This is a genomic window from Pantoea sp. DY-17 (genome assembly GCF_019795975.1).
GTDB classification, from domain to species: domain Bacteria; phylum Pseudomonadota; class Gammaproteobacteria; order Enterobacterales; family Enterobacteriaceae; genus Pantoea; species Pantoea leporis.
This window is the reverse complement of record NZ_JAIMIG010000006.1, coordinates 202568-219451: the sequence shown is the minus strand read 5'-3', so window position 1 is coordinate 219451 and position 16884 is coordinate 202568. Positions and strand designations below refer to the sequence as shown.

The 16884-nt window shown below is 49.8% G+C and carries 30 protein-coding genes; all 30 read right to left on the bottom strand.

The annotated features are described in order from the left end of the window. Positions 1-17: 17 nt before the first annotated feature. Entirely contained in the window at positions 18-638 is a 621-nt protein-coding gene (gene rpsD / locus K5Y33_RS22000) for a 30S ribosomal protein S4 (protein WP_007891687.1), read from the bottom strand. 32 nt (positions 639-670) lie between these two features. Beyond that, positions 671-1060 carry a 30S ribosomal protein S11 gene (rpsK, locus tag K5Y33_RS21995; protein WP_004160563.1) on the bottom strand — a complete coding sequence of 130 codons (390 nt, stop codon included), beginning with the start codon at positions 1058-1060 and terminating at the stop codon, positions 671-673. A 16-nt stretch (positions 1061-1076) separates the two neighbouring features. Beyond that, positions 1077-1433 (bottom strand): 30S ribosomal protein S13, encoded by a 357-nt coding sequence (gene rpsM, locus K5Y33_RS21990; protein ID WP_034830736.1) that lies wholly within the window; start codon positions 1431-1433, stop codon positions 1077-1079. 146 nt (positions 1434-1579) lie between these two features. Next, positions 1580-1696: a 50S ribosomal protein L36 gene (rpmJ, locus tag K5Y33_RS21985; protein WP_004160566.1), complete on the bottom strand. Its 117-nt coding sequence runs from the start codon at positions 1694-1696 to the stop codon at positions 1580-1582. A 32-nt stretch (positions 1697-1728) separates the two neighbouring features. Beyond that, on the bottom strand, positions 1729-3060 hold the full coding sequence (gene secY, locus K5Y33_RS21980) for a preprotein translocase subunit SecY (protein WP_007891686.1): 1332 nt from the start codon (positions 3058-3060) through the stop codon (positions 1729-1731). Positions 3061-3067: 7 nt separating this feature from the next. Beyond that, positions 3068-3502 carry a 50S ribosomal protein L15 gene (gene rplO, locus K5Y33_RS21975; RefSeq protein WP_007891684.1) on the bottom strand — a complete coding sequence of 145 codons (435 nt, stop codon included), beginning with the start codon at positions 3500-3502 and terminating at the stop codon, positions 3068-3070. 3 nt (positions 3503-3505) lie between these two features. Beyond that, entirely contained in the window at positions 3506-3685 is a 180-nt protein-coding gene (gene rpmD, locus K5Y33_RS21970; protein WP_007891681.1) for a 50S ribosomal protein L30, read from the bottom strand. A gap of 5 nt (positions 3686-3690) precedes the next feature. Next, the gene (gene rpsE, locus K5Y33_RS21965) at positions 3691-4191 is read right to left on the bottom strand and encodes a 30S ribosomal protein S5 (RefSeq protein WP_007891679.1); all 501 of its coding nucleotides are present in this window, start codon (positions 4189-4191) and stop codon (positions 3691-3693) included. A gap of 14 nt (positions 4192-4205) precedes the next feature. Next, positions 4206-4559 carry a 50S ribosomal protein L18 gene (gene rplR, locus K5Y33_RS21960; protein WP_008104733.1) on the bottom strand — a complete coding sequence of 118 codons (354 nt, stop codon included), beginning with the start codon at positions 4557-4559 and terminating at the stop codon, positions 4206-4208. A gap of 9 nt (positions 4560-4568) precedes the next feature. Beyond that, positions 4569-5102, bottom strand: a complete 534-nt coding sequence (rplF, locus tag K5Y33_RS21955; protein ID WP_008104735.1) for a 50S ribosomal protein L6 — start codon at positions 5100-5102, stop codon at positions 4569-4571. Positions 5103-5115: 13 nt separating this feature from the next. After that, positions 5116-5508, bottom strand: coding sequence for a 30S ribosomal protein S8 (rpsH, locus tag K5Y33_RS21950; RefSeq protein WP_007891668.1), 393 nt, complete (start codon positions 5506-5508; stop codon positions 5116-5118). A gap of 32 nt (positions 5509-5540) precedes the next feature. After that, positions 5541-5846, bottom strand: a complete 306-nt coding sequence (gene rpsN / locus K5Y33_RS21945; protein ID WP_007891666.1) for a 30S ribosomal protein S14 — start codon at positions 5844-5846, stop codon at positions 5541-5543. A gap of 14 nt (positions 5847-5860) precedes the next feature. Then, the gene (rplE, locus tag K5Y33_RS21940; RefSeq protein WP_007891665.1) at positions 5861-6400 is read right to left on the bottom strand and encodes a 50S ribosomal protein L5; all 540 of its coding nucleotides are present in this window, start codon (positions 6398-6400) and stop codon (positions 5861-5863) included. Positions 6401-6414: 14 nt separating this feature from the next. After that, positions 6415-6729, bottom strand: a complete 315-nt coding sequence (gene rplX, locus K5Y33_RS21935) for a 50S ribosomal protein L24 (protein ID WP_007891664.1) — start codon at positions 6727-6729, stop codon at positions 6415-6417. 10 nt (positions 6730-6739) lie between these two features. Then, positions 6740-7111: a 50S ribosomal protein L14 gene (gene rplN / locus K5Y33_RS21930; RefSeq protein ID WP_006120590.1), complete on the bottom strand. Its 372-nt coding sequence runs from the start codon at positions 7109-7111 to the stop codon at positions 6740-6742. Positions 7112-7280: 169 nt separating this feature from the next. Further along, a complete protein-coding gene (gene rpsQ / locus K5Y33_RS21925; protein WP_007891663.1) occupies positions 7281-7535 on the bottom strand; it encodes a 30S ribosomal protein S17 in 255 nt (84 codons plus the stop codon). After that, positions 7535-7723, bottom strand: coding sequence for a 50S ribosomal protein L29 (gene rpmC, locus K5Y33_RS21920; protein ID WP_007891662.1), 189 nt, complete (start codon positions 7721-7723; stop codon positions 7535-7537). The genes rpsQ and rpmC overlap by 1 nt, the downstream gene beginning before the upstream one ends. Continuing rightward, a complete protein-coding gene (gene rplP, locus K5Y33_RS21915; RefSeq protein WP_015962145.1) occupies positions 7723-8133 on the bottom strand; it encodes a 50S ribosomal protein L16 in 411 nt (136 codons plus the stop codon). The genes rpmC and rplP overlap by 1 nt, the downstream gene beginning before the upstream one ends. 12 nt (positions 8134-8145) lie before the next feature. Further along, positions 8146-8844: a 30S ribosomal protein S3 gene (gene rpsC, locus K5Y33_RS21910; protein WP_007891660.1), complete on the bottom strand. Its 699-nt coding sequence runs from the start codon at positions 8842-8844 to the stop codon at positions 8146-8148. 17 nt (positions 8845-8861) lie between these two features. Next, complete coding sequence (rplV, locus tag K5Y33_RS21905) at positions 8862-9194, bottom strand: 50S ribosomal protein L22 (protein WP_007891659.1); 333 nt, start codon at positions 9192-9194, stop codon at positions 8862-8864. A 13-nt stretch (positions 9195-9207) separates the two neighbouring features. After that, on the bottom strand, positions 9208-9486 hold the full coding sequence (rpsS, locus tag K5Y33_RS21900) for a 30S ribosomal protein S19 (RefSeq protein WP_001138115.1): 279 nt from the start codon (positions 9484-9486) through the stop codon (positions 9208-9210). 16 nt (positions 9487-9502) lie between these two features. Continuing rightward, complete coding sequence (gene rplB, locus K5Y33_RS21895) at positions 9503-10324, bottom strand: 50S ribosomal protein L2 (protein WP_007891654.1); 822 nt, start codon at positions 10322-10324, stop codon at positions 9503-9505. Between the two features lie 17 nt (positions 10325-10341). Further along, positions 10342-10644: a 50S ribosomal protein L23 gene (gene rplW, locus K5Y33_RS21890; protein ID WP_007891652.1), complete on the bottom strand. Its 303-nt coding sequence runs from the start codon at positions 10642-10644 to the stop codon at positions 10342-10344. Next, entirely contained in the window at positions 10641-11246 is a 606-nt protein-coding gene (rplD, locus tag K5Y33_RS21885) for a 50S ribosomal protein L4 (protein WP_007891650.1), read from the bottom strand. The genes rplW and rplD overlap by 4 nt, the downstream gene beginning before the upstream one ends. Before the next feature lie 10 nt (positions 11247-11256). Beyond that, positions 11257-11883: a 50S ribosomal protein L3 gene (gene rplC / locus K5Y33_RS21880; RefSeq protein ID WP_008104741.1), complete on the bottom strand. Its 627-nt coding sequence runs from the start codon at positions 11881-11883 to the stop codon at positions 11257-11259. A 32-nt stretch (positions 11884-11915) separates the two neighbouring features. Further along, complete coding sequence (rpsJ, locus tag K5Y33_RS21875; protein WP_006120582.1) at positions 11916-12227, bottom strand: 30S ribosomal protein S10; 312 nt, start codon at positions 12225-12227, stop codon at positions 11916-11918. A 314-nt stretch (positions 12228-12541) separates the two neighbouring features. After that, on the bottom strand, positions 12542-13024 hold the full coding sequence (bfr, locus tag K5Y33_RS21870) for a bacterioferritin (protein WP_101762566.1): 483 nt from the start codon (positions 13022-13024) through the stop codon (positions 12542-12544). A gap of 105 nt (positions 13025-13129) precedes the next feature. Then, positions 13130-13324: a bacterioferritin-associated ferredoxin gene (gene bfd / locus K5Y33_RS21865; RefSeq protein ID WP_008104746.1), complete on the bottom strand. Its 195-nt coding sequence runs from the start codon at positions 13322-13324 to the stop codon at positions 13130-13132. Between the two features lie 178 nt (positions 13325-13502). Beyond that, entirely contained in the window at positions 13503-14687 is a 1185-nt protein-coding gene (gene tuf / locus K5Y33_RS21860; RefSeq protein WP_110867595.1) for an elongation factor Tu, read from the bottom strand. A 69-nt stretch (positions 14688-14756) separates the two neighbouring features. Further along, a complete protein-coding gene (gene fusA, locus K5Y33_RS21855; RefSeq protein WP_101762633.1) occupies positions 14757-16871 on the bottom strand; it encodes an elongation factor G in 2115 nt (704 codons plus the stop codon). Positions 16872-16884: the final 13 nt, after the last annotated feature.

Genomic DNA, 16884 nt, shown 5'->3' with positions numbered 1-16884 from the left:
CTCTTTGGTACTAAGCTTTACTTAGAGTAAAGCTCGACGATCAGGTGTTCGTTAATGTCCGCAGACAGATCAGTACGTTCAGGAATACGCTTGAACACACCTTCCATCTTAGTAGCATCAACTTCCAGCCAGGTTGGCTTTTCACGCTGCTCAGCCAGCTCCAGAGCGGCCTTCACGCGAGATTGCTGTTTGGCTTTCTCACGGATGCTTACGACATCATTCGGAGATACCTGATAAGAAGCGATGTTAACAACGCGACCGTTCACCAGGATAGATTTATGGCTAACCAGCTGACGTGCTTCTGCACGAGTGGCGCCAAAGCCCATACGGTAAACAACGTTATCCAGACGACCTTCCAGCAGGGCCAGCAGGTTTTCACCTGTGTTGCCTTTCAGACGTGCTGCTTCTTTATAGTAGTTGCGGAACTGACGCTCCAGCACGCCGTACATACGACGAACTTTCTGCTTTTCACGCAACTGGCCGCCGTAGTCAGACAGACGCGGTTTACGCGCACCATGCTGACCAGGTGGTTGTTCAATTTTGCACTTGGTATCGATCGCGCGAACGCCAGACTTAAGGAATAAGTCGGTACCCTCACGACGGCTCAGCTTGAGCTTAGGACCCAAATATCTTGCCATTTTCTTTCTCCAACTAACCTAAAAACGGGCGATTAAACGCGACGTTTTTTCGGCGGACGACAACCGTTGTGAGGGATTGGAGTCACATCAGTAATATTAGTGATGCGGAAACCAGCAGCGTTCAGAGCACGAATTGTTGATTCGCGTCCTGGACCCGGACCCTTAACCATAACTTCCAGATTCTTAATACCGTAATCTTTCACTGCTTCTGCACAGCGCTCTGCAGCTACCTGAGCAGCAAACGGAGTAGATTTACGTGAACCGCGGAAACCGGAACCACCGGCGGTTGCCCAACCCAGTGCGTTACCCTGACGATCAGTAATTGTAACGATGGTGTTGTTAAAAGATGCATGGACATGAGCCACGCCATCTGAGACTTGTTTTCTTACACGCTTGCGTGCACGAACTGGTGCCTTTGCCATTATTTACTCACCCCGATTATTTCTTGATCGGTTTACGCGGACCCTTACGGGTACGTGCATTGGTCTTAGTACGCTGACCGCGAACTGGCAGACCACGACGATGGCGTAAACCACGATAGCAACCAAGGTCCATCAGACGCTTGATGCTCAGGGTGATTTCACGGCGCAGATCACCTTCAACAACGAATTTACCAACTGCTTCACGCAGCTGTTCAATTTGTTCTTCAGACAGCTCTCTGATCTTAACATTTTCAGCAATACCCGTTGAAGCGCAGATGGCTTTAGAACGAGTTTTACCGATACCGAAAATCGAAGTTAATGCGATAACGGTATGTTTTTGATCAGGAATGTTAATGCCTGCTATACGGGCCACTATGCACTCCTATAATTAAACAAATGCGTCCCATGCTGAAAAGCCCGTTTTCAGGATACTCAAATGGTAACGCATCGACATACAAAAGATTGGCTGGCTAATCTAGCCAGCTCAACCCGACTTTGCAAGAAAAATATGTGACAATATCAGCCTTGGCGCTGTTTATGCTTTGGCTCGGCGCTGCAGATCACACGTACGACACCGTCGCGGCGAATGATTTTGCAGTTACGACATAATTTCTTGACGGAAGCACGAACTTTCATTTTTACTCTCCGTAACTTCTCAAGCACCCGAATTAACGGCCGTAGCCCTTCAGGTTAGCTTTCTTCAATGCAGACTCGTACTGACTCGACATCATCAGAGTTTGCACTTGAGCCATAAAGTCCATGATGACGACCACTACGATGAGCAGCGATGTGCCGCCAAAGTAGAATGGAACTTTCATAGCATCACGCATGAACTCCGGGATCAGGCAGATAAAAGTAATATACAGTGCGCCGATTAAGGTCAGACGTGTCATTACTTTATCGATGTACTTCGCCGTTTGCTCTCCCGGACGAATTCCCGGTACGAATGCACCAGACTTCTTCAGGTTATCTGCTGTTTCACGTGGGTTGAAGACCAACGCCGTGTAGAAGAAACAGAAGAAGATGATTGCAGTCGCATAGAGTAGCACATAAAGCGGCTGTCCTGGTTGCAAATACAGCGAAATTGTTGTCAGCCAGTTCCAACCGGTACCGCCCCCGAACCATGATGCTATGGTCGCCGGGAACAGAATAATGCTGGAAGCAAAAATAGCTGGGATTACGCCCGCCATATTCACTTTCAACGGTAAATGTGTGCTCTGTGCAGCATATACACGACGACCTTGCTGACGTTTAGCGTAGTTGACCACAATGCGGCGCTGGCCACGCTCGACGAAAATAACAAAGAACGTCACTGCAAATACTAGAACTGCAACCAACAGCAACAGAAGGAAGTGCAGGTCACCTTGCCGCGCTTGCTCGATGGTATGGCCAATGGCCGGCGGGAGTCCCGCAACAATACCTGCGAAGATAATGATCGAGATACCGTTACCGATACCTCGCTCAGTAATCTGTTCGCCCAGCCACATCAGGAACATTGTCCCAGTAACCAGACTTACAACAGCGGTAAAGTAGAATGCAAAGCCTGGATTCATTACCAGCCCCTGCATTCCAGGCATATTCGGTAAACCGGTAGCAATACCGATCGACTGGAATACAGCCAGAACCAGTGTGCCGTAGCGAGTGTACTGGCTAATCTTGCGACGACCAGCTTCACCCTCTTTCTTAATCTCAGCTAACGCTGGATGAACCACCGTCAGCAGCTGGATAATAATAGAAGCCGAAATATACGGCATGATACCCAGAGCGAAGATTGAGGCACGACTGAGAGCACCACCAGAGAACATGTTGAACATTTCAATGATGGTGCCACGCTGTTGCTCAAGCAGTTTGGCAAGTACAGTGGCATCGATACCGGGGATTGGAATAAAAGAGCCAATTCGGAAGACAATGAGTGCACCGATTACAAACAACAGTCTGCGCTTCAGTTCACCAAAGCCACCTTTGGCACTTTGAAAATCTAATCCCGGTTGCTTTGCCATCTGCTACTTATTCCTCGATTTTACCGCCAGCAGCTTCGATTGCAGCACGAGCACCTTTGGTGACACGCAGACCGCGAACCGTTACCGGTGCAGAAACTTCACCAGAAAGAATCACTTTCGCGAATTCAATCTGAACACCGATAATATTGGCCGCTTTCAGCGTATTCAGGTCAACAATACCGCCTTCAACTTTCGCCAGATCAGACAGACGAACTTCTGTCGTGATCATTGCTTTGCGAGAGGTGAAACCGAATTTCGGCAGACGACGGTACAGAGGCATCTGGCCACCCTCGAAACCGCGACGTACGCCACCGCCAGAACGAGAGTTCTGACCTTTGTGACCACGACCACCAGTTTTACCGAGGCCAGAACCGATACCACGACCCAGACGCTTAGAAGCGTGTTTAGACCCTTCGGCCGGAGACAGAGTGTTTAAACGCATCTCTTACTCCTCCACTTTCAGCATGTAGGAAATCGCGTTAATCATACCGCGTACAGCAGGCGTATCTTCACGCTCAACGGTATGATTGATGCGACGCAGACCCAAGCCAACCAGAGTCGCTTTGTGCTTAGGCAGGCGGCCGATTGAACTGCGGGTTTGTGTAATTTTAATTGTCTTAGCCATCGTGATTACCCCAGAATTTCTTCAACGGATTTACCACGCTTGGCAGCGACCATTTCCGGAGAATTCATATTGCCCAGGCCATCAATAGTTGCACGAACCACGTTAATCGGGTTGGTAGAACCATACGCTTTAGCCAGAACGTTATGTACTCCAGCAACTTCTAAAACGGCGCGCATTGCACCGCCGGCGATGATACCGGTACCTTCAGAAGCTGGCTGCATGAACACACGAGAACCTGTGTGAGCACCTTTAACAGGGTGCTGCAGGGTGCCGTGAGTCAGCGCGACGTTAATCATATTGCGACGGGCTTTCTCCATCGCTTTCTGGATCGCTGCTGGAACTTCACGCGCTTTACCGTAACCAAAACCAACGCGGCCGTTACCATCACCCACTACAGTCAGTGCGGTGAAGGAGAAAATACGACCACCTTTTACAGTTTTAGATACACGGTTTACCGCGATCAGTTTTTCCTGCAGTTCGCCAGCTTGTTTCTCGATGTTTGACATCTTAGACCTCTACCTTAGAACTGAAGGCCAGCTTCACGGGCAGCATCTGCCAGTGCCTGGACACGACCATGATATTGGAACCCGGAACGGTCGAAAGAGACATTAGTAATGCCTTTCTCAACAGCGCGCTCAGCCAGAGCTTTACCTACAGCTGCAGCGGCGTCTTTGTTACCGGTATACTTCAGTTGTTCGGCAATAGCTTTTTCTACAGTAGAAGCAGCAACCAGAACTTCGGAACCGTTCGGGGCGATCACCTGTGCGTAGATATGACGCGGGGTACGATGTACCACCAGGCGAGTAGCACCCAGCTCTTTGAGCTTGCGACGTGCACGGGTCGCACGACGGATACGAGCAGATTTCTTATCCATAGTGTTACCTTACTTCTTCTTAGCCTCTTTGGTACGCACGACTTCGTCGGCGTAACGAACACCCTTGCCTTTATAAGGCTCAGGACGACGGTAGGCGCGCAGATCAGCTGCAACCTGACCAATCAGCTGTTTATCAGCGCCTTTCAGCACGATCTCAGTCTGAGTTGGACATTCAGCAGTGATGCCGGCCGGCAGTGCATGGTCAACAGGGTGAGAGAAGCCAAGGGCCAAGCTCACAGAGTTGCCTTTAACAGCTGCACGATAACCAACACCAACCAGTTGCAGCTTCTTGGTGAAGCCTTCGGTAACACCGATAACCATGCCGTTCAGCAGCGCACGAGCAGTACCTGCTTGTGCCCAACCATCCGCATAACCTTCGCGTGGAGCGAAAGTCAGGGCGTTGTCTGCATGCTTAACTTCTACAGCACTGTTGATAGTACGAGTCAGCTCGCCGTTTTTGCCTTTGATCGAAACTTCCTGACCGCTGAGTTTTACCTCTACGCCCGCAGGAACAACGACAGGTGCTTTTGCAACACGAGACATTTTATTCCTCCGATTACGCTACGTAGCAGATAATTTCGCCACCAAGACCAGCTTGGCGCGCTGCACGATCAGTCATGACACCTTTAGAGGTAGAGATTACAGCGATGCCCAAACCAGCCATTACTTTTGGCAGCTCATCTTTTTTCTTATAGATGCGCAGACCTGGACGACTAACACGCTGAATGCTCTCTACCACAGCCTTGCCCTGGAAATACTTTAAAGTAACTTCCAGTTCAGACTTGATATCGCCTTCGATTTTAAAATCTTCAATATAGCCTTCTTCCTTCAGCACGTTGGCAATTGCCACTTTCAGCTTGGAGGAAGGCATAGAGACCGCAACTTTGTTCGCGGCCTGACCGTTACGGATACGGGTCAGCATATCCGCGATCGGATCTTGCATGCTCATCTGTGTTACTCCCGTGATTCAAATGGTGACAATTACCAGCTAGCCTTTTTAAGACCCGGGATTTCACCGCGCATTGCGGCTTCACGGACCTTGATACGGCTCAACCCAAACTTCCGCAAGAAACCGTGCGGACGACCTGTCTGACGGCAGCGGTTACGCTGACGGGAAGGGCTGGAATCACGCGGCAGACTCTGCAGCTTGAGAACGGCATCCCAACGATCTTCGTCGGATGCGTTCACATCAGAAATGATCGCTTTCAGTTCAACGCGCTTGGCGAAGAACTTGTCTGCTAATTTCACACGCTTAACTTCACGTGCTTTCATCGATTGCTTAGCCATTAAGTAACCCTACCTTACTTGCGGAATGGGAATTCAAAGGCAGCCAGCAGAGCACGGCCTTCATCATCAGATTTCGCAGTAGTGGTAATGGTAATATCCAAACCACGAACGCGATCGACTTTGTCATAATCGATTTCTGGGAAGATGATCTGCTCACGAACGCCCATGCTGTAGTTACCACGACCGTCGAACGACTTAGCAGATAAACCGCGGAAGTCACGAATACGTGGTACAGCAATAGTGATCAGACGCTCAAAGAACTCCCACATACGCTCACCGCGCAGAGTTACTTTACAGCCGATCGGATAGCCCTGACGGATTTTGAAGCCTGCAACTGATTTGCGTGCTTTGGTGATCAGCGGTTTTTGACCGGAGATTGCTGCCAGGTCAGCTGCTGCGTTATCCAGCAGTTTCTTGTCAGCGATCGCTTCACCAACACCCATGTTCAGGGTGATCTTCTCGACCCGAGGGACTTGCATGACAGAATTGTAGCCGAACTCTGTCATGAGTTTCTGGACTACTTCGTCTTTGTAGTAATCATGCAGTTTCGCCATCGTACTACTCCAAATTACTTGATAGTTTCGCTATTAGACTTGAAGAAACGGACTTTTTTGCCGTCTTCGAATCTAAAGCCTACACGGTCAGCCTTGCCGGTTGCCGCATTGAAGAGTGCAACGTTGGAAGCTTGAATAGCAGCTTCTTTTTCAACGATGCCACCTGGCTGGTTCAGGGCCGGAACCGGCTTCTGATGTTTCTTAACCAGGTTGATACCTTCAACGATGACTTTACCAGAAGTCAGGACGTTCTTTACTTTACCGCGTTTACCTTTGTCTTTGCCGGTAAGCACGATAACTTCGTCGTTACGACGGATTTTCGCTGCCATTGCTCGCTCCTTAGAGTACTTCTGGTGCCAGAGAGATAATTTTCATGAACTTTTCAGTACGAAGTTCACGAGTTACCGGCCCAAAAATACGCGTACCGATAGGTTGCTCGCTGTTATTGTTTAAAATAACGCATGCATTACCATCGAAGCGAATGACAGAACCGTCCGGGCGACGAACACCCTTCCTGGTGCGCACCACTACCGCTTTCAGGACATCACCTTTTTTCACCTTGCCACGAGGAATTGCTTCCTTGATGGTCACTTTGATGATATCGCCGACGCCTGCGTAGCGACGGTGCGAGCCACCCAGAACCTTGATACACATTACGCGACGTGCACCGGAGTTGTCGGCGACGTTCAGCATAGTCTGTTCTTGGATCATTTTAGTGCTCCGCTAATGTCAACTACTACTTCGGGACCCAAACCTCAGGTCGTTAAAAAGCCCCATAATTGAGGGCGCGGCATTATAACACCGGTTCTCGCACATGGGTAGAAAAAACGAACGGCTCAGACGAGCCGTTCGTTTTATTTTTTAGAGGAAACGGATTCTATTACAGAACCGCTTTCTCTACAACGCGAACCAGCGTCCAAGACTTAGTCTTGGACAGCGGACGGGTCTCGCGGATTTCAACCACGTCACCAATACCGCATTCATTGTTCTCGTCATGGATGTGCAGCTTAGTCGTACGCTTGATGAATTTACCGTAGATCGGGTGTTTCACGACACGTTCGATAGCAACAACTGCAGATTTCTGCATTTTGTCACTAATAACACGACCCTGCAGAGTACGGATTTTATCGGTCATTACGCCGCCTTCTCAGTCAGTAAAGTCTTAACACGTGCAACATTACGGCGAACTTCTTTCAGCAGATGGGTTTGCTGAAGTTGGCCGGATGCTGCTTGCATGCGCAGGTTAAACTGCTCACGCAGCAGGTTAAGTAGCTCAGTGTTCAGCTCTTCAACGCTTTTTTCACGCAGCTCATTTGCTTTCATTACATCACCGTCTTAGTAACAAAGGTGGTTTTGATAGGCAGTTTTGCTGCTGCCAGCTTGAAGGCTTCACGGGCCAATTCTTCCGAAACTCCGTCCATTTCATACAGGACTTTACCCGGTTGAATGAGGGCAACCCAATACTCCACGTTACCCTTACCTTTACCCATACGCACTTCCAGCGGCTTCTCGGTAATTGGTTTGTCCGGGAATACACGGATCCAAATTTTACCTTGACGCTTAACTGCACGGGTCATAGCACGACGTGCTGCTTCGATCTGACGAGCAGTCAGACGACCACGGCCAACAGCTTTCAGACCGAAAGTACCGAAGCTGACATCCGTACCTTGCGCCAGACCACGGTTGCGGCCTTTGTGCACTTTACGGAATTTCGTACGCTTTGGTTGTAACATCAGCGACTCTCCTTACTTACGGCCTTTACGCTGCTGCTTTTTAGGTTGAGCAGCCGGTTCCGGTTGTTCAACAGCAGCCATACCACCCAGGATCTCGCCTTTGAAGATCCATACCTTAACGCCGATTACACCATAAGTGGTGTGCGCTTCAGAGGTGTTGTAGTCAATGTCTGCACGCAGTGTGTGCAACGGTACGCGACCTTCACGGTACCATTCGGTACGTGCGATCTCGGCACCGCCCAAACGGCCGCTGACTTCGACTTTAATACCCTTCGCGCCCAGACGCATTGCGTTCTGTACAGCACGCTTCATAGCACGACGGAACATCACACGACGCTCCAGCTGTGAAGTGATGCTATCAGCAACCAATTTAGCGTCCAGTTCCGGCTTACGGACTTCGGCGATGTTGATCTGTGCAGGAACGCCAGCGATTTTCGCGACGACCGTACGCAGTTTTTCTACGTCTTCACCTTTTTTACCGATAACGATACCCGGGCGAGCAGTGTGAATAGTCACACGGATGCTCTTAGCCGGACGCTCGATAACGATACGAGATACAGACGCTTTAGACAGTTCCTTGGTCAGGAACTGACGGACTTTAAAATCGCTGTCCAGGTTGTCAGCGAATTCTTTGGTGTTCGCAAACCAGGTAGAGTTCCATGGTTTTACAATACCCAGGCGAATACCATTAGGATGTACTTTCTGACCCATTGCTAGTCTCCAGAGTCTCAGCGATCGGACACAACCACAGTAATGTGGCTGGTGCGCTTCAGGATGCGATCTGCACGACCTTTCGCACGCGGCATAATGCGCTTCATGCTTGGGCCTTCGTCTACGAAGATTTTCGCGACTTTCAGATCGTCGATATCAGCGCCATCGTTGTGTTCGGCGTTCGCAATGGCAGATTCCAGGACTTTCTTAACCAACACAGCAGCTTTCTTGTTGGTGTAGGTCAGAATATCCAGAGCCTGCGACACTTTCTTACCGCGAATCAGGTCTGCCACCAGGCGAACCTTCTGAGCAGAAGAACGAGCATGGCGATGTTGAGCAATAGTTTCCATCTCTTCCTCCTACTTATTTCTTCTTGGCTTTCTTATCTGCAGCATGGCCGCGATAAGTACGTGTCGGTGCAAATTCACCCAGTTTGTGGCCGACCATTTCGTCGGAAACAAAGACAGGAACGTGCTGACGACCATTATGGACAGCGATGGTCAAACCGATCATGTTAGGGAAGATCGTTGAACGACGGGACCAAGTGCGCAGGGGCTTCTTGTCACCGCTTTCCACCGCTTTCTCTACCTTCTTCAGCAAGTGCAGGTCAATAAAAGGACCTTTCTTGAGAGAACGTGGCATGGCTTATCCTCTAAAATTATTTGCTACGGCGACGTACGATAAATTTATCAGTACGCTTGTTGCTACGGGTCTTCTTACCTTTGGTCTGAACGCCCCACGGAGTTACCGGGTGCTTACCAAAGTTACGACCTTCACCACCACCGTGCGGGTGATCGACTGGGTTCATCGCAGTACCGCGAACGGTAGGACGAACACCACGCCAACGGGTTGCACCAGCTTTACCCAGTACGCGCAGCATGTGCTCAGAGTTGCCGACTTCGCCAAGAGTTGCACGACATTCGGATTCAACTTTGCGCATTTCGCCTGAACGCAGACGCAGGGTAACGTAGGAACCTTCACGCGCAACGATCTGCACGTAAGTACCAGCTGAGCGAGCAATCTGACCGCCTTTGCCTGGTTTCATTTCTACGTTATGAACGGTAGAACCCACCGGGATGTTACGCATCGGCAGGGTGTTACCTGCTTTAATCGCAGCATCAACGCCAGATTGAATCTGATCGCCGGCTTTCAGGCCTTTAGGGGCCAGGATGTAACGGCGCTCGCCATCTTTGTACAGAACCAGTGCGATGTTCGCAGAACGGTTCGGATCGTACTCAAGACGCTCAACAACTGCTGGGATACCATCTTTGTTGCGTTTGAAGTCAACAATACGGTAAGCCTGCTTGTGACCACCACCGATATGACGGGTAGTGATACGACCATTGTTGTTACGACCACCGGATTTGCTGTTTTTTTCTACCAGCGGAGCAAATGGTTTGCCCTTGTGCAGCTCTGGGTTCACCACTTTAACTACGTGGCGACGACCCGGAGATGTCGGTTTACATTTAACAACTGCCATTGTCTTTCTCCTCCGACTTACTCAGCGCCGCCGACGAAGTCCAGATTCTGGCCTTCCTTCAGGGTGACGTAAGCTTTTTTCCAGTCGCTACGACGACCGATACGCTGTCCGTGACGCTTAACTTTCCCTTTAACTACCAAGGTGTTTACGTCTTTAACTTCCACTTCGAACAGCTTCTCAACAGCAGCAACGATCTCTGCTTTGGTCGCGTCTTTAGCAACTTTGAGAACGATGGTATTGGTTTTTTCCATCGCAGTAGATGCTTTTTCTGATACGTGCGGTGCACGCACTACTTTCAGCAGACGTTCTTCACGGATCATGCCAGCATCTCCTCAACTTGCTTAACTGCTTCCGCAGTCATAACGACTTTGTCGAAGGCGATCAGGCTAACTGGGTCGATGCCCGCTGCATCACGCACGTCAACCTTGTACAGGTTACGCGCAGCCAGGAACAGATTCTCATCCAGTTCACCGGTGATGATCAGCACATCTTGCAGCGCCATGTCTTTCAGTTTCTGTACCAGCAGCTTAGTTTTAGGCGCTTCTACAGAGAACGTCTCGACAACGATCAGACGGTCCTGACGTACCAGCTCGGACAGAATGCTTTTCAGCGCGCCGCGGTACATCTTTTTGTTAACTTTTTGACTGTGGTCCTGTGGACGTGCAGCGAAGGTTACGCCACCTGAACGCCAGATCGGGCTCTTTACAGAACCTGAACGCGCACGGCCGGTACCTTTCTGGCGCCAAGGCTTTTTGCCTGAACCAGTAACTTCAGCACGAGTCTTCTGCGCGCGAGTACCCTGACGAGCACCAGCGGCATAAGCAACAACAACCTGGTGAACCAGCGCTTCGTTGAAATCACGACCGAAGGTAGTTTCGGAAACAGTCAGCGCGCTCTGCGCGTCTTTCAGTACTAATTCCATTGCTATCCCCTTACGCCTTCACAGCTGGTTTAACAATCAGATCGCACCCAGTTGCACCCGGGACGCCACCTTTGACCAGCAGCAGGTTGCGCTCAGCGTCAACACGTACTACTTCCAGGCTCTGAACGGTTACGCGCTCATTACCCAGCTGACCAGCCATTTTCTTGCCTTTGAACACTTTGCCCGGAGTCTGGTTCTGACCGATAGAACCCGGAACGCGGTGTGACAAGGAGTTACCGTGTGTAGCATCCTGGGTACGGAAGTTCCAGCGCTTAACGGTACCTGCGAAACCTTTACCTTTAGAGGTACCGGTAACGTCTACTTTTTTAACGTCAGCGAAAATTTCAACACTGATGCTCTGGCCAACAGAGAAATCTTCACCTTCGGTGCGGAATTCCCACAGACCACGGCCAGCGTCAACGCCAGCTTTAGCAAAATGACCTGCTTCAGGCTTGCTCACACGGCTTGCTTTTTTAGCACCGGTGGTAACCTGAATAGCTTGGTAACCATCGTTGTCCAGGCCTTTGACCTGAGTAACGCGGTTTGCTTCAACTTCGATAACGGTTACTGGGATTGAAACGCCATCTTCAGTGAAGATGCGGGTCATACCCACTTTTTTACCGACTAAACCAATCATTGTATCAACCTCTCAATCGCTCGATGACCTGATTAACCCAGGCTGATCTGCACGTCAACACCGGCAGCCAGGTCCAGACGCATGAGAGCATCAACGGTTTTTTCAGTTGGCTCAACGATGTCTACCAGACGCTTGTGAGTGCGGATTTCGTACTGATCACGCGCGTCTTTGTTAACGTGCGGAGAGATCAGAACGGTAAAACGCTCTTTGCGGGTTGGCAGCGGGATCGGACCACGTACCTGCGCACCAGTGCGCTTGGCAGTCTCAACGATTTCCGCGGTTGATTGATCGATCAGGCGATGATCAAACGCTTTAAGACGGATACGGATTCTTTGGTTCGACATGAGACCAAGGCTCCAAACATTTTATAAACGAAAAGAATTACTACCCGCATCCATTACGATTGATGGAGGAGTGTAATCGTTCAGCATATAACTCCCCAATTGGGAGTATTGTTAGGCGATACATAAACAGCTATCCCCTGCGATTCTGCTCGAATCGCGCCACACCAATATCGGCAGGCCCGCGCATTATACGTAAATCAGTTCAGGAAGCAACCCGTGTTGTGTTTTTAACCACATCAATCTGGTTACAGACCGAAAAAATACCCGCAGCAATCGTTTTGACTGAGCGGGCTTGCGTGACGATGGGCATATGGCTAATGTTCGTTCTGATCTTTTAATTGAGACTGAAGATAATTTTGCAGGCCGAGTTTGTTCACCAGATCGAGTTCCGTTTCCAGCCAGTCTATGTGCCCTTCCTCTTCCGTAAGAATCTCAATCATCATGTCTCTGCTGACGTAGTCATGAACCTTGTCGGCATAGGCTATCGCCTCACGCAAATCCTTTGCGCCTTCCAGTTCTAATGCCAGGTCAGATTGCAGCATTTCCGGCACGTCTTCACCGATGCGTAATCGACCTAGATCTTGCAGGTTAGGAATTCCTTCAAGAAAAAGAATACGTTCGATGTATTTGTCCGCATGTTTCATTTCATCGATTGACTCATGATACTCAACGTCATTGAGCCGGGTCAGACCCCAATTTTTGAACATACGCGCATGAAGGAAGTACTGATTAATCGCAACCAGTTCATTCCCCAGCAATTTGTTGAGATGAAATATGATTTTACTGTCGCCCTTCATTTTTGCTTCCTCCGCTTCCAACTAAATAGAGCGTAGATGCGGATGAAAGGAAGTCAAAAAAACGCGACAGTTATTGTGGGTATTAGGAAGTGCAGAATTACTTTATTAAGCTATCTCTTTGTAGAGCGGCACGTTTTGCAGTTCATCTTCCATAATTTCACGCGCAAACCGCACGCACTTGCCACATTGCTTTCCAATGGGAACCAACTGGCGCAATTGTTGAATCGATTTGGGTTGATAGCGGCGAACCACTTCGCGCAGAGTTTTATCACTCACGGCATTACACAAGCAGACGTACATTTACTGCGGACTCCCGTACAATTTATGATCAAATTGTAAATGAGAATGGTTTTTATTTCAAACGCAGCTTTTATGTGGGATTAATCGAAACGGCAAAATTCAGACATAAAAAAAGAGCACCGAAGTGCTCTTTTTCATGCTGCGATGACTGCCGAAACAGCCATCGACATTAACGCAATTAAGCGATAATTTCAGCAACAACACCCGCACCAACAGTACGGCCGCCTTCACGGATTGCAAAACGCAGACCCTGATCCATAGCGATTGGCTTGATCAAAGTAACGGTCATTTTTACGTTGTCGCCTGGCATTACCATCTCAACGCCTTCTGGCAGTTGAACGTCACCGGTCACGTCAGTAGTACGGAAGTAGAACTGAGGACGGTAGCCTTTGAAGAACGGAGTATGACGGCCGCCTTCATCTTTAGACAGAACGTAAACTTCTGAAGTGAACTGGGTATGTGGCTTGATTGAACCCGGCTTAGCCAGAACCTGGCCACGCTCGATGTCTTCACGCTTGATACCACGCAGCAGAACACCACAGTTCTCGCCTGCCTGACCCTGGTCCAGCAGTTTGCGGAACATTTCAACGCCAGTACAGGTTGATTTCACAGTGTCTTTAAGGCCAACAACTTCAACTTCGTCGCCCACTTTAACGATACCGCGCTCAACACGACCGGTAACAACGGTACCACGGCCAGAGATTGAGAATACGTCTTCGATTGGCAGCAGGAACGGCTTGTCGATTGCACGAACTGGCTCTGGGATGTAAGTATCCAGGTGCTCAGCCAGCTCAATGATCTTAGCTTCCCACTCAGCATCGCCTTCCAGCGCTTTCAGAGCAGAACCACGTACGATTGGAGTGTCGTCGCCTGGGAAGTCATAAGCTGACAGCAGGTCACGTACTTCCATCTCTACCAGTTCCAGCAGCTCTTCATCATCAACCATGTCGCACTTGTTCAGGAACACGATGATGTAAGGAACGCCAACCTGACGACCCAGCAGGATGTGCTCACGGGTCTGTGGCATTGGGCCATCAGTCGCAGCAACAACCAGGATCGCGCCGTCCATCTGCGCAGCACCGGTGATCATGTTTTTCACATAGTCGGCGTGGCCTGGGCAGTCAACGTGCGCATAGTGGCGAGACGGGGTTTCGTATTCAACGTGAGAAGTGTTGATGGTGATACCACGTGCTTTCTCTTCTGGCGCTTTATCGATCTCATCGAATTTGCTTGCCTTACCGCCGTAGGTTTTAGCCAGTACGGTAGTAATTGCTGCAGTCAGGGTGGTTTTACCGTGGTCGACGTGACCGATGGTGCCCACGTTTACATGCAGTTTGTTACGCTGAAATTGCTCTTTCGCCATGGCGATAATTCCTTACGTTGTGCCTTCATGAGTCATGAAGGCATCAGTTCACAATTTTTAAACCGTAGCTTATTTGCTACGAGCTTCAATAACGGCCTGAGCGACGTTGTTCGGCGCATCATCGTACTTCAGGAACTCCATGGAGTAAGAAGCACGGCCTTTGGTCAGAGAACGCAGCTGGGTTGCATATCCGAACATTTCAGACAGCGGAACTTCAGCATGGATCTGAACGCCAGTAGCGTTAGATTCCTGTCCTTTGAGCATACCACGACGACGGCTAAGGTCACCGATAACGTCACCGGTGTTCTCTTCCGGAGTCTCTACTTCAACCTTCATGATTGGCTCAAGCAGAACAGGTTGTGCTTTCTTAAAGCCATCTTTAAAGGCTAAAGAAGCAGCCAGTTTAAACGCCAGCTCAGAGGAGTCGACATCATGGTATGAACCGAAGTGCAGACGAACACCCAGATCAACTACCGGATAACCAGCCAGTGGACCTGATTTCAGCTGCTCCTGGAGACCTTTATCAACCGCAGGGATGTATTCAGTTGGAATCACACCGCCCTTGATATCGTTGACAAATTCGTAACCTTTCGGATTAACGCCCGGCTCCAGTGGGTACATGTCGATAACAACATGACCATACTGACCACGACCACCAGACTGCTTGGCGTGTTTACCTTCGATATCGGTAACTTTCGCGCGAATCGCTTCACGGTAAGCAACCTGAGGTTTACCGACGTTCGCTTCAACGTTGAATTCACGCTTCATGCGGTCAACGATGATGTCGAGGTGCAGCTCACCCATACCCGCGATGATGGTCTGGTTGGTTTCTTCATCAGTCCATACGCGGAATGATGGATCTTCTTTCGCCAGACGACCCAGAGCCAGACCCATTTTTTCCTGGTCAGCTTTGGTTTTCGGCTCAACGGCGATAGAGATTACCGGCTCAGGGAATTCCATACGCTCAAGAATGATGACGTTGTCTGGGTCACACAGGGTGTCACCAGTGGTTACGTCTTTCAGACCGATCGCAGCGGCGATATCGCCCGCACGAACTTCCTTGATCTCTTCGCGTTTGTTCGCGTGCATCTGAACGATACGGCCCAGACGCTCACGGTTTGACTTAACCGGGTTGAACACGGTGTCACCGGTGTTAACAACACCAGAGTAAACGCGGAAGAAGGTCAGGTTACCAACAAACGGGTCGGTAGCGATTTTGAACGCCAGTGCAGCAAACGGCTCTTTGTCATCGGAATGACGCTCAGCCGGCGTGTCTTTACCGTCGTCCAGCATACCGTTAATCGCGGTAACGTCAGTCGGTGCTGGCAGGTATTCAACTACCGCATCCAGCATCGCCTGAACACCTTTGTTCTTAAATGCAGAACCACAGGTCACCAGGATGATTTCGTTTTTCAGAACGCGCTTACGCAGAGAAGTTTTAATCTCTTCTTCGGTCAGTTCTTCACCGCCGAAGAATTTCTCCATCAGCTCATCAGAACCTTCAGCAGCGGCTTCAACCAGCTTCGCACGCCACTCTTCAGCCAGTTCCTGCATATCAGCTGGAATATCTTCGTAAACGAAGGTAACGCCCTGATCGGCATCGTTCCAGTTGATCGCTTTCATTTTCACCAGGTCAACAACACCGGTGAAACCTTCTTCTGCGCCGATAGCCAGCTGAAGTGGAACTGGGTTTGCACCCAAGCGCACTTTCATCTGGTCAACAACTTTCAGGAAGTTAGCACCCATGCGGTCCATTTTGTTAACGAACGCGATGCGTGGAACTTTATATTTGTTAGCCTGACGCCATACGGTTTCAGACTGTGGCTGAACACCACCTACTGCACAGTAAACCATTACTGCGCCATCAAGCACACGCATAGAACGCTCAACTTCGATGGTGAAGTCAACGTGTCCCGGGGTGTCGATGATGTTTACATGGTGTGGTTCAAACTGCTTAGCCATACCAGACCAGAAACAGGTAGTCGCAGCAGACGTGATGGTAATACCACGTTCCTGCTCCTGCTCCATCCAGTCCATGGTTGCTGCGCCGTCATGAACTTCACCGATTTTGTGGTTTACACCGGTGTAGAACAGAACACGTTCGGTAGTTGTAGTCTTACCGGCGTCGATGTGCGCACTGATACCAATGTTACGGTAGCGCTCAATGGGTGTTTTACGAGCCATTTGATTCCTCTGA

Bases quoted from the DNA above. Each gene is read 5' to 3' on its own strand.
- rpsD (WP_007891687.1), bottom strand. From the start codon at position 638: ATGGCAAGATATTTGGGTCCTAAGCTCAAGCTGAGCCGTCGTGAGGGT.
- rpsK (WP_004160563.1), bottom strand. From the start codon at position 1,060: ATGGCAAAGGCACCAGTTCGTGCACGCAAGCGTGTAAGAAAACAAGTC.
- rpmJ (WP_004160566.1), bottom strand. From the start codon at position 1,696: ATGAAAGTTCGTGCTTCCGTCAAGAAATTATGTCGTAACTGCAAAATC.
- secY (WP_007891686.1), bottom strand. From the start codon at position 3,060: ATGGCAAAGCAACCGGGATTAGATTTTCAAAGTGCCAAAGGTGGCTTT.
- rplO (WP_007891684.1), bottom strand. From the start codon at position 3,502: ATGCGTTTAAACACTCTGTCTCCGGCCGAAGGGTCTAAACACGCTTCT.
- rpmD (WP_007891681.1), bottom strand. From the start codon at position 3,685: ATGGCTAAGACAATTAAAATTACACAAACCCGCAGTTCAATCGGCCGC.
- rpsE (WP_007891679.1), bottom strand. From the start codon at position 4,191: ATGTCAAACATCGAGAAACAAGCTGGCGAACTGCAGGAAAAACTGATC.
- rplR (WP_008104733.1), bottom strand. From the start codon at position 4,559: ATGGATAAGAAATCTGCTCGTATCCGTCGTGCGACCCGTGCACGTCGC.
- rplF (WP_008104735.1), bottom strand. From the start codon at position 5,102: ATGTCTCGTGTTGCAAAAGCACCTGTCGTTGTTCCTGCGGGCGTAGAG.
- rpsH (WP_007891668.1), bottom strand. From the start codon at position 5,508: ATGAGCATGCAAGATCCGATCGCGGATATGCTGACCCGTATCCGTAAC.
- rpsN (WP_007891666.1), bottom strand. From the start codon at position 5,846: ATGGCTAAGCAATCGATGAAAGCACGTGAAGTTAAGCGTGTGAAATTA.
- rplE (WP_007891665.1), bottom strand. From the start codon at position 6,400: ATGGCGAAACTGCATGATTACTACAAAGACGAAGTAGTCCAGAAACTC.
- rplX (WP_007891664.1), bottom strand. From the start codon at position 6,729: ATGGCAGCGAAAATCCGTCGTAACGACGAAGTTATCGTGCTTACCGGC.
- rplN (WP_006120590.1), bottom strand. From the start codon at position 7,111: ATGATCCAAGAACAGACTATGCTGAACGTCGCCGACAACTCCGGTGCA.
- rpsQ (WP_007891663.1), bottom strand. From the start codon at position 7,535: ATGACCGATAAAATCCGTACTCTGCAGGGTCGTGTTATTAGTGACAAA.
- rpmC (WP_007891662.1), bottom strand. From the start codon at position 7,723: ATGAAAGCAAATGAGCTGCGTGAAAAAAGCGTTGAAGAGCTGAACACT.
- rplP (WP_015962145.1), bottom strand. From the start codon at position 8,133: ATGTTACAACCAAAGCGTACGAAATTCCGTAAAGTGCACAAAGGCCGC.
- rpsC (WP_007891660.1), bottom strand. From the start codon at position 8,844: ATGGGTCAGAAAGTACATCCTAATGGTATTCGCCTGGGTATTGTAAAA.
- rplV (WP_007891659.1), bottom strand. From the start codon at position 9,194: ATGGAAACTATTGCTCAACATCGCCATGCTCGTTCTTCTGCTCAGAAG.
- rpsS (WP_001138115.1), bottom strand. From the start codon at position 9,486: ATGCCACGTTCTCTCAAGAAAGGTCCTTTTATTGACCTGCACTTGCTG.
- rplB (WP_007891654.1), bottom strand. From the start codon at position 10,324: ATGGCAGTTGTTAAATGTAAACCGACATCTCCGGGTCGTCGCCACGTA.
- rplW (WP_007891652.1), bottom strand. From the start codon at position 10,644: ATGATCCGTGAAGAACGTCTGCTGAAAGTAGTGCGTGCACCGCACGTA.
- rplD (WP_007891650.1), bottom strand. From the start codon at position 11,246: ATGGAATTAGTACTGAAAGACGCGCAGAGCGCGCTGACTGTTTCCGAA.
- rplC (WP_008104741.1), bottom strand. From the start codon at position 11,883: ATGATTGGTTTAGTCGGTAAAAAAGTGGGTATGACCCGCATCTTCACT.
- rpsJ (WP_006120582.1), bottom strand. From the start codon at position 12,227: ATGTCGAACCAAAGAATCCGTATCCGTCTTAAAGCGTTTGATCATCGC.
- bfr (WP_101762566.1), bottom strand. From the start codon at position 13,024: ATGAAGGGCGACAGTAAAATCATATTTCATCTCAACAAATTGCTGGGG.
- bfd (WP_008104746.1), bottom strand. From the start codon at position 13,324: ATGTACGTCTGCTTGTGTAATGCCGTGAGTGATAAAACTCTGCGCGAA.
- tuf (WP_110867595.1), bottom strand. From the start codon at position 14,687: ATGGCGAAAGAGCAATTTCAGCGTAACAAACTGCATGTAAACGTGGGC.
- fusA (WP_101762633.1), bottom strand. From the start codon at position 16,871: ATGGCTCGTAAAACACCCATTGAGCGCTACCGTAACATTGGTATCAGT.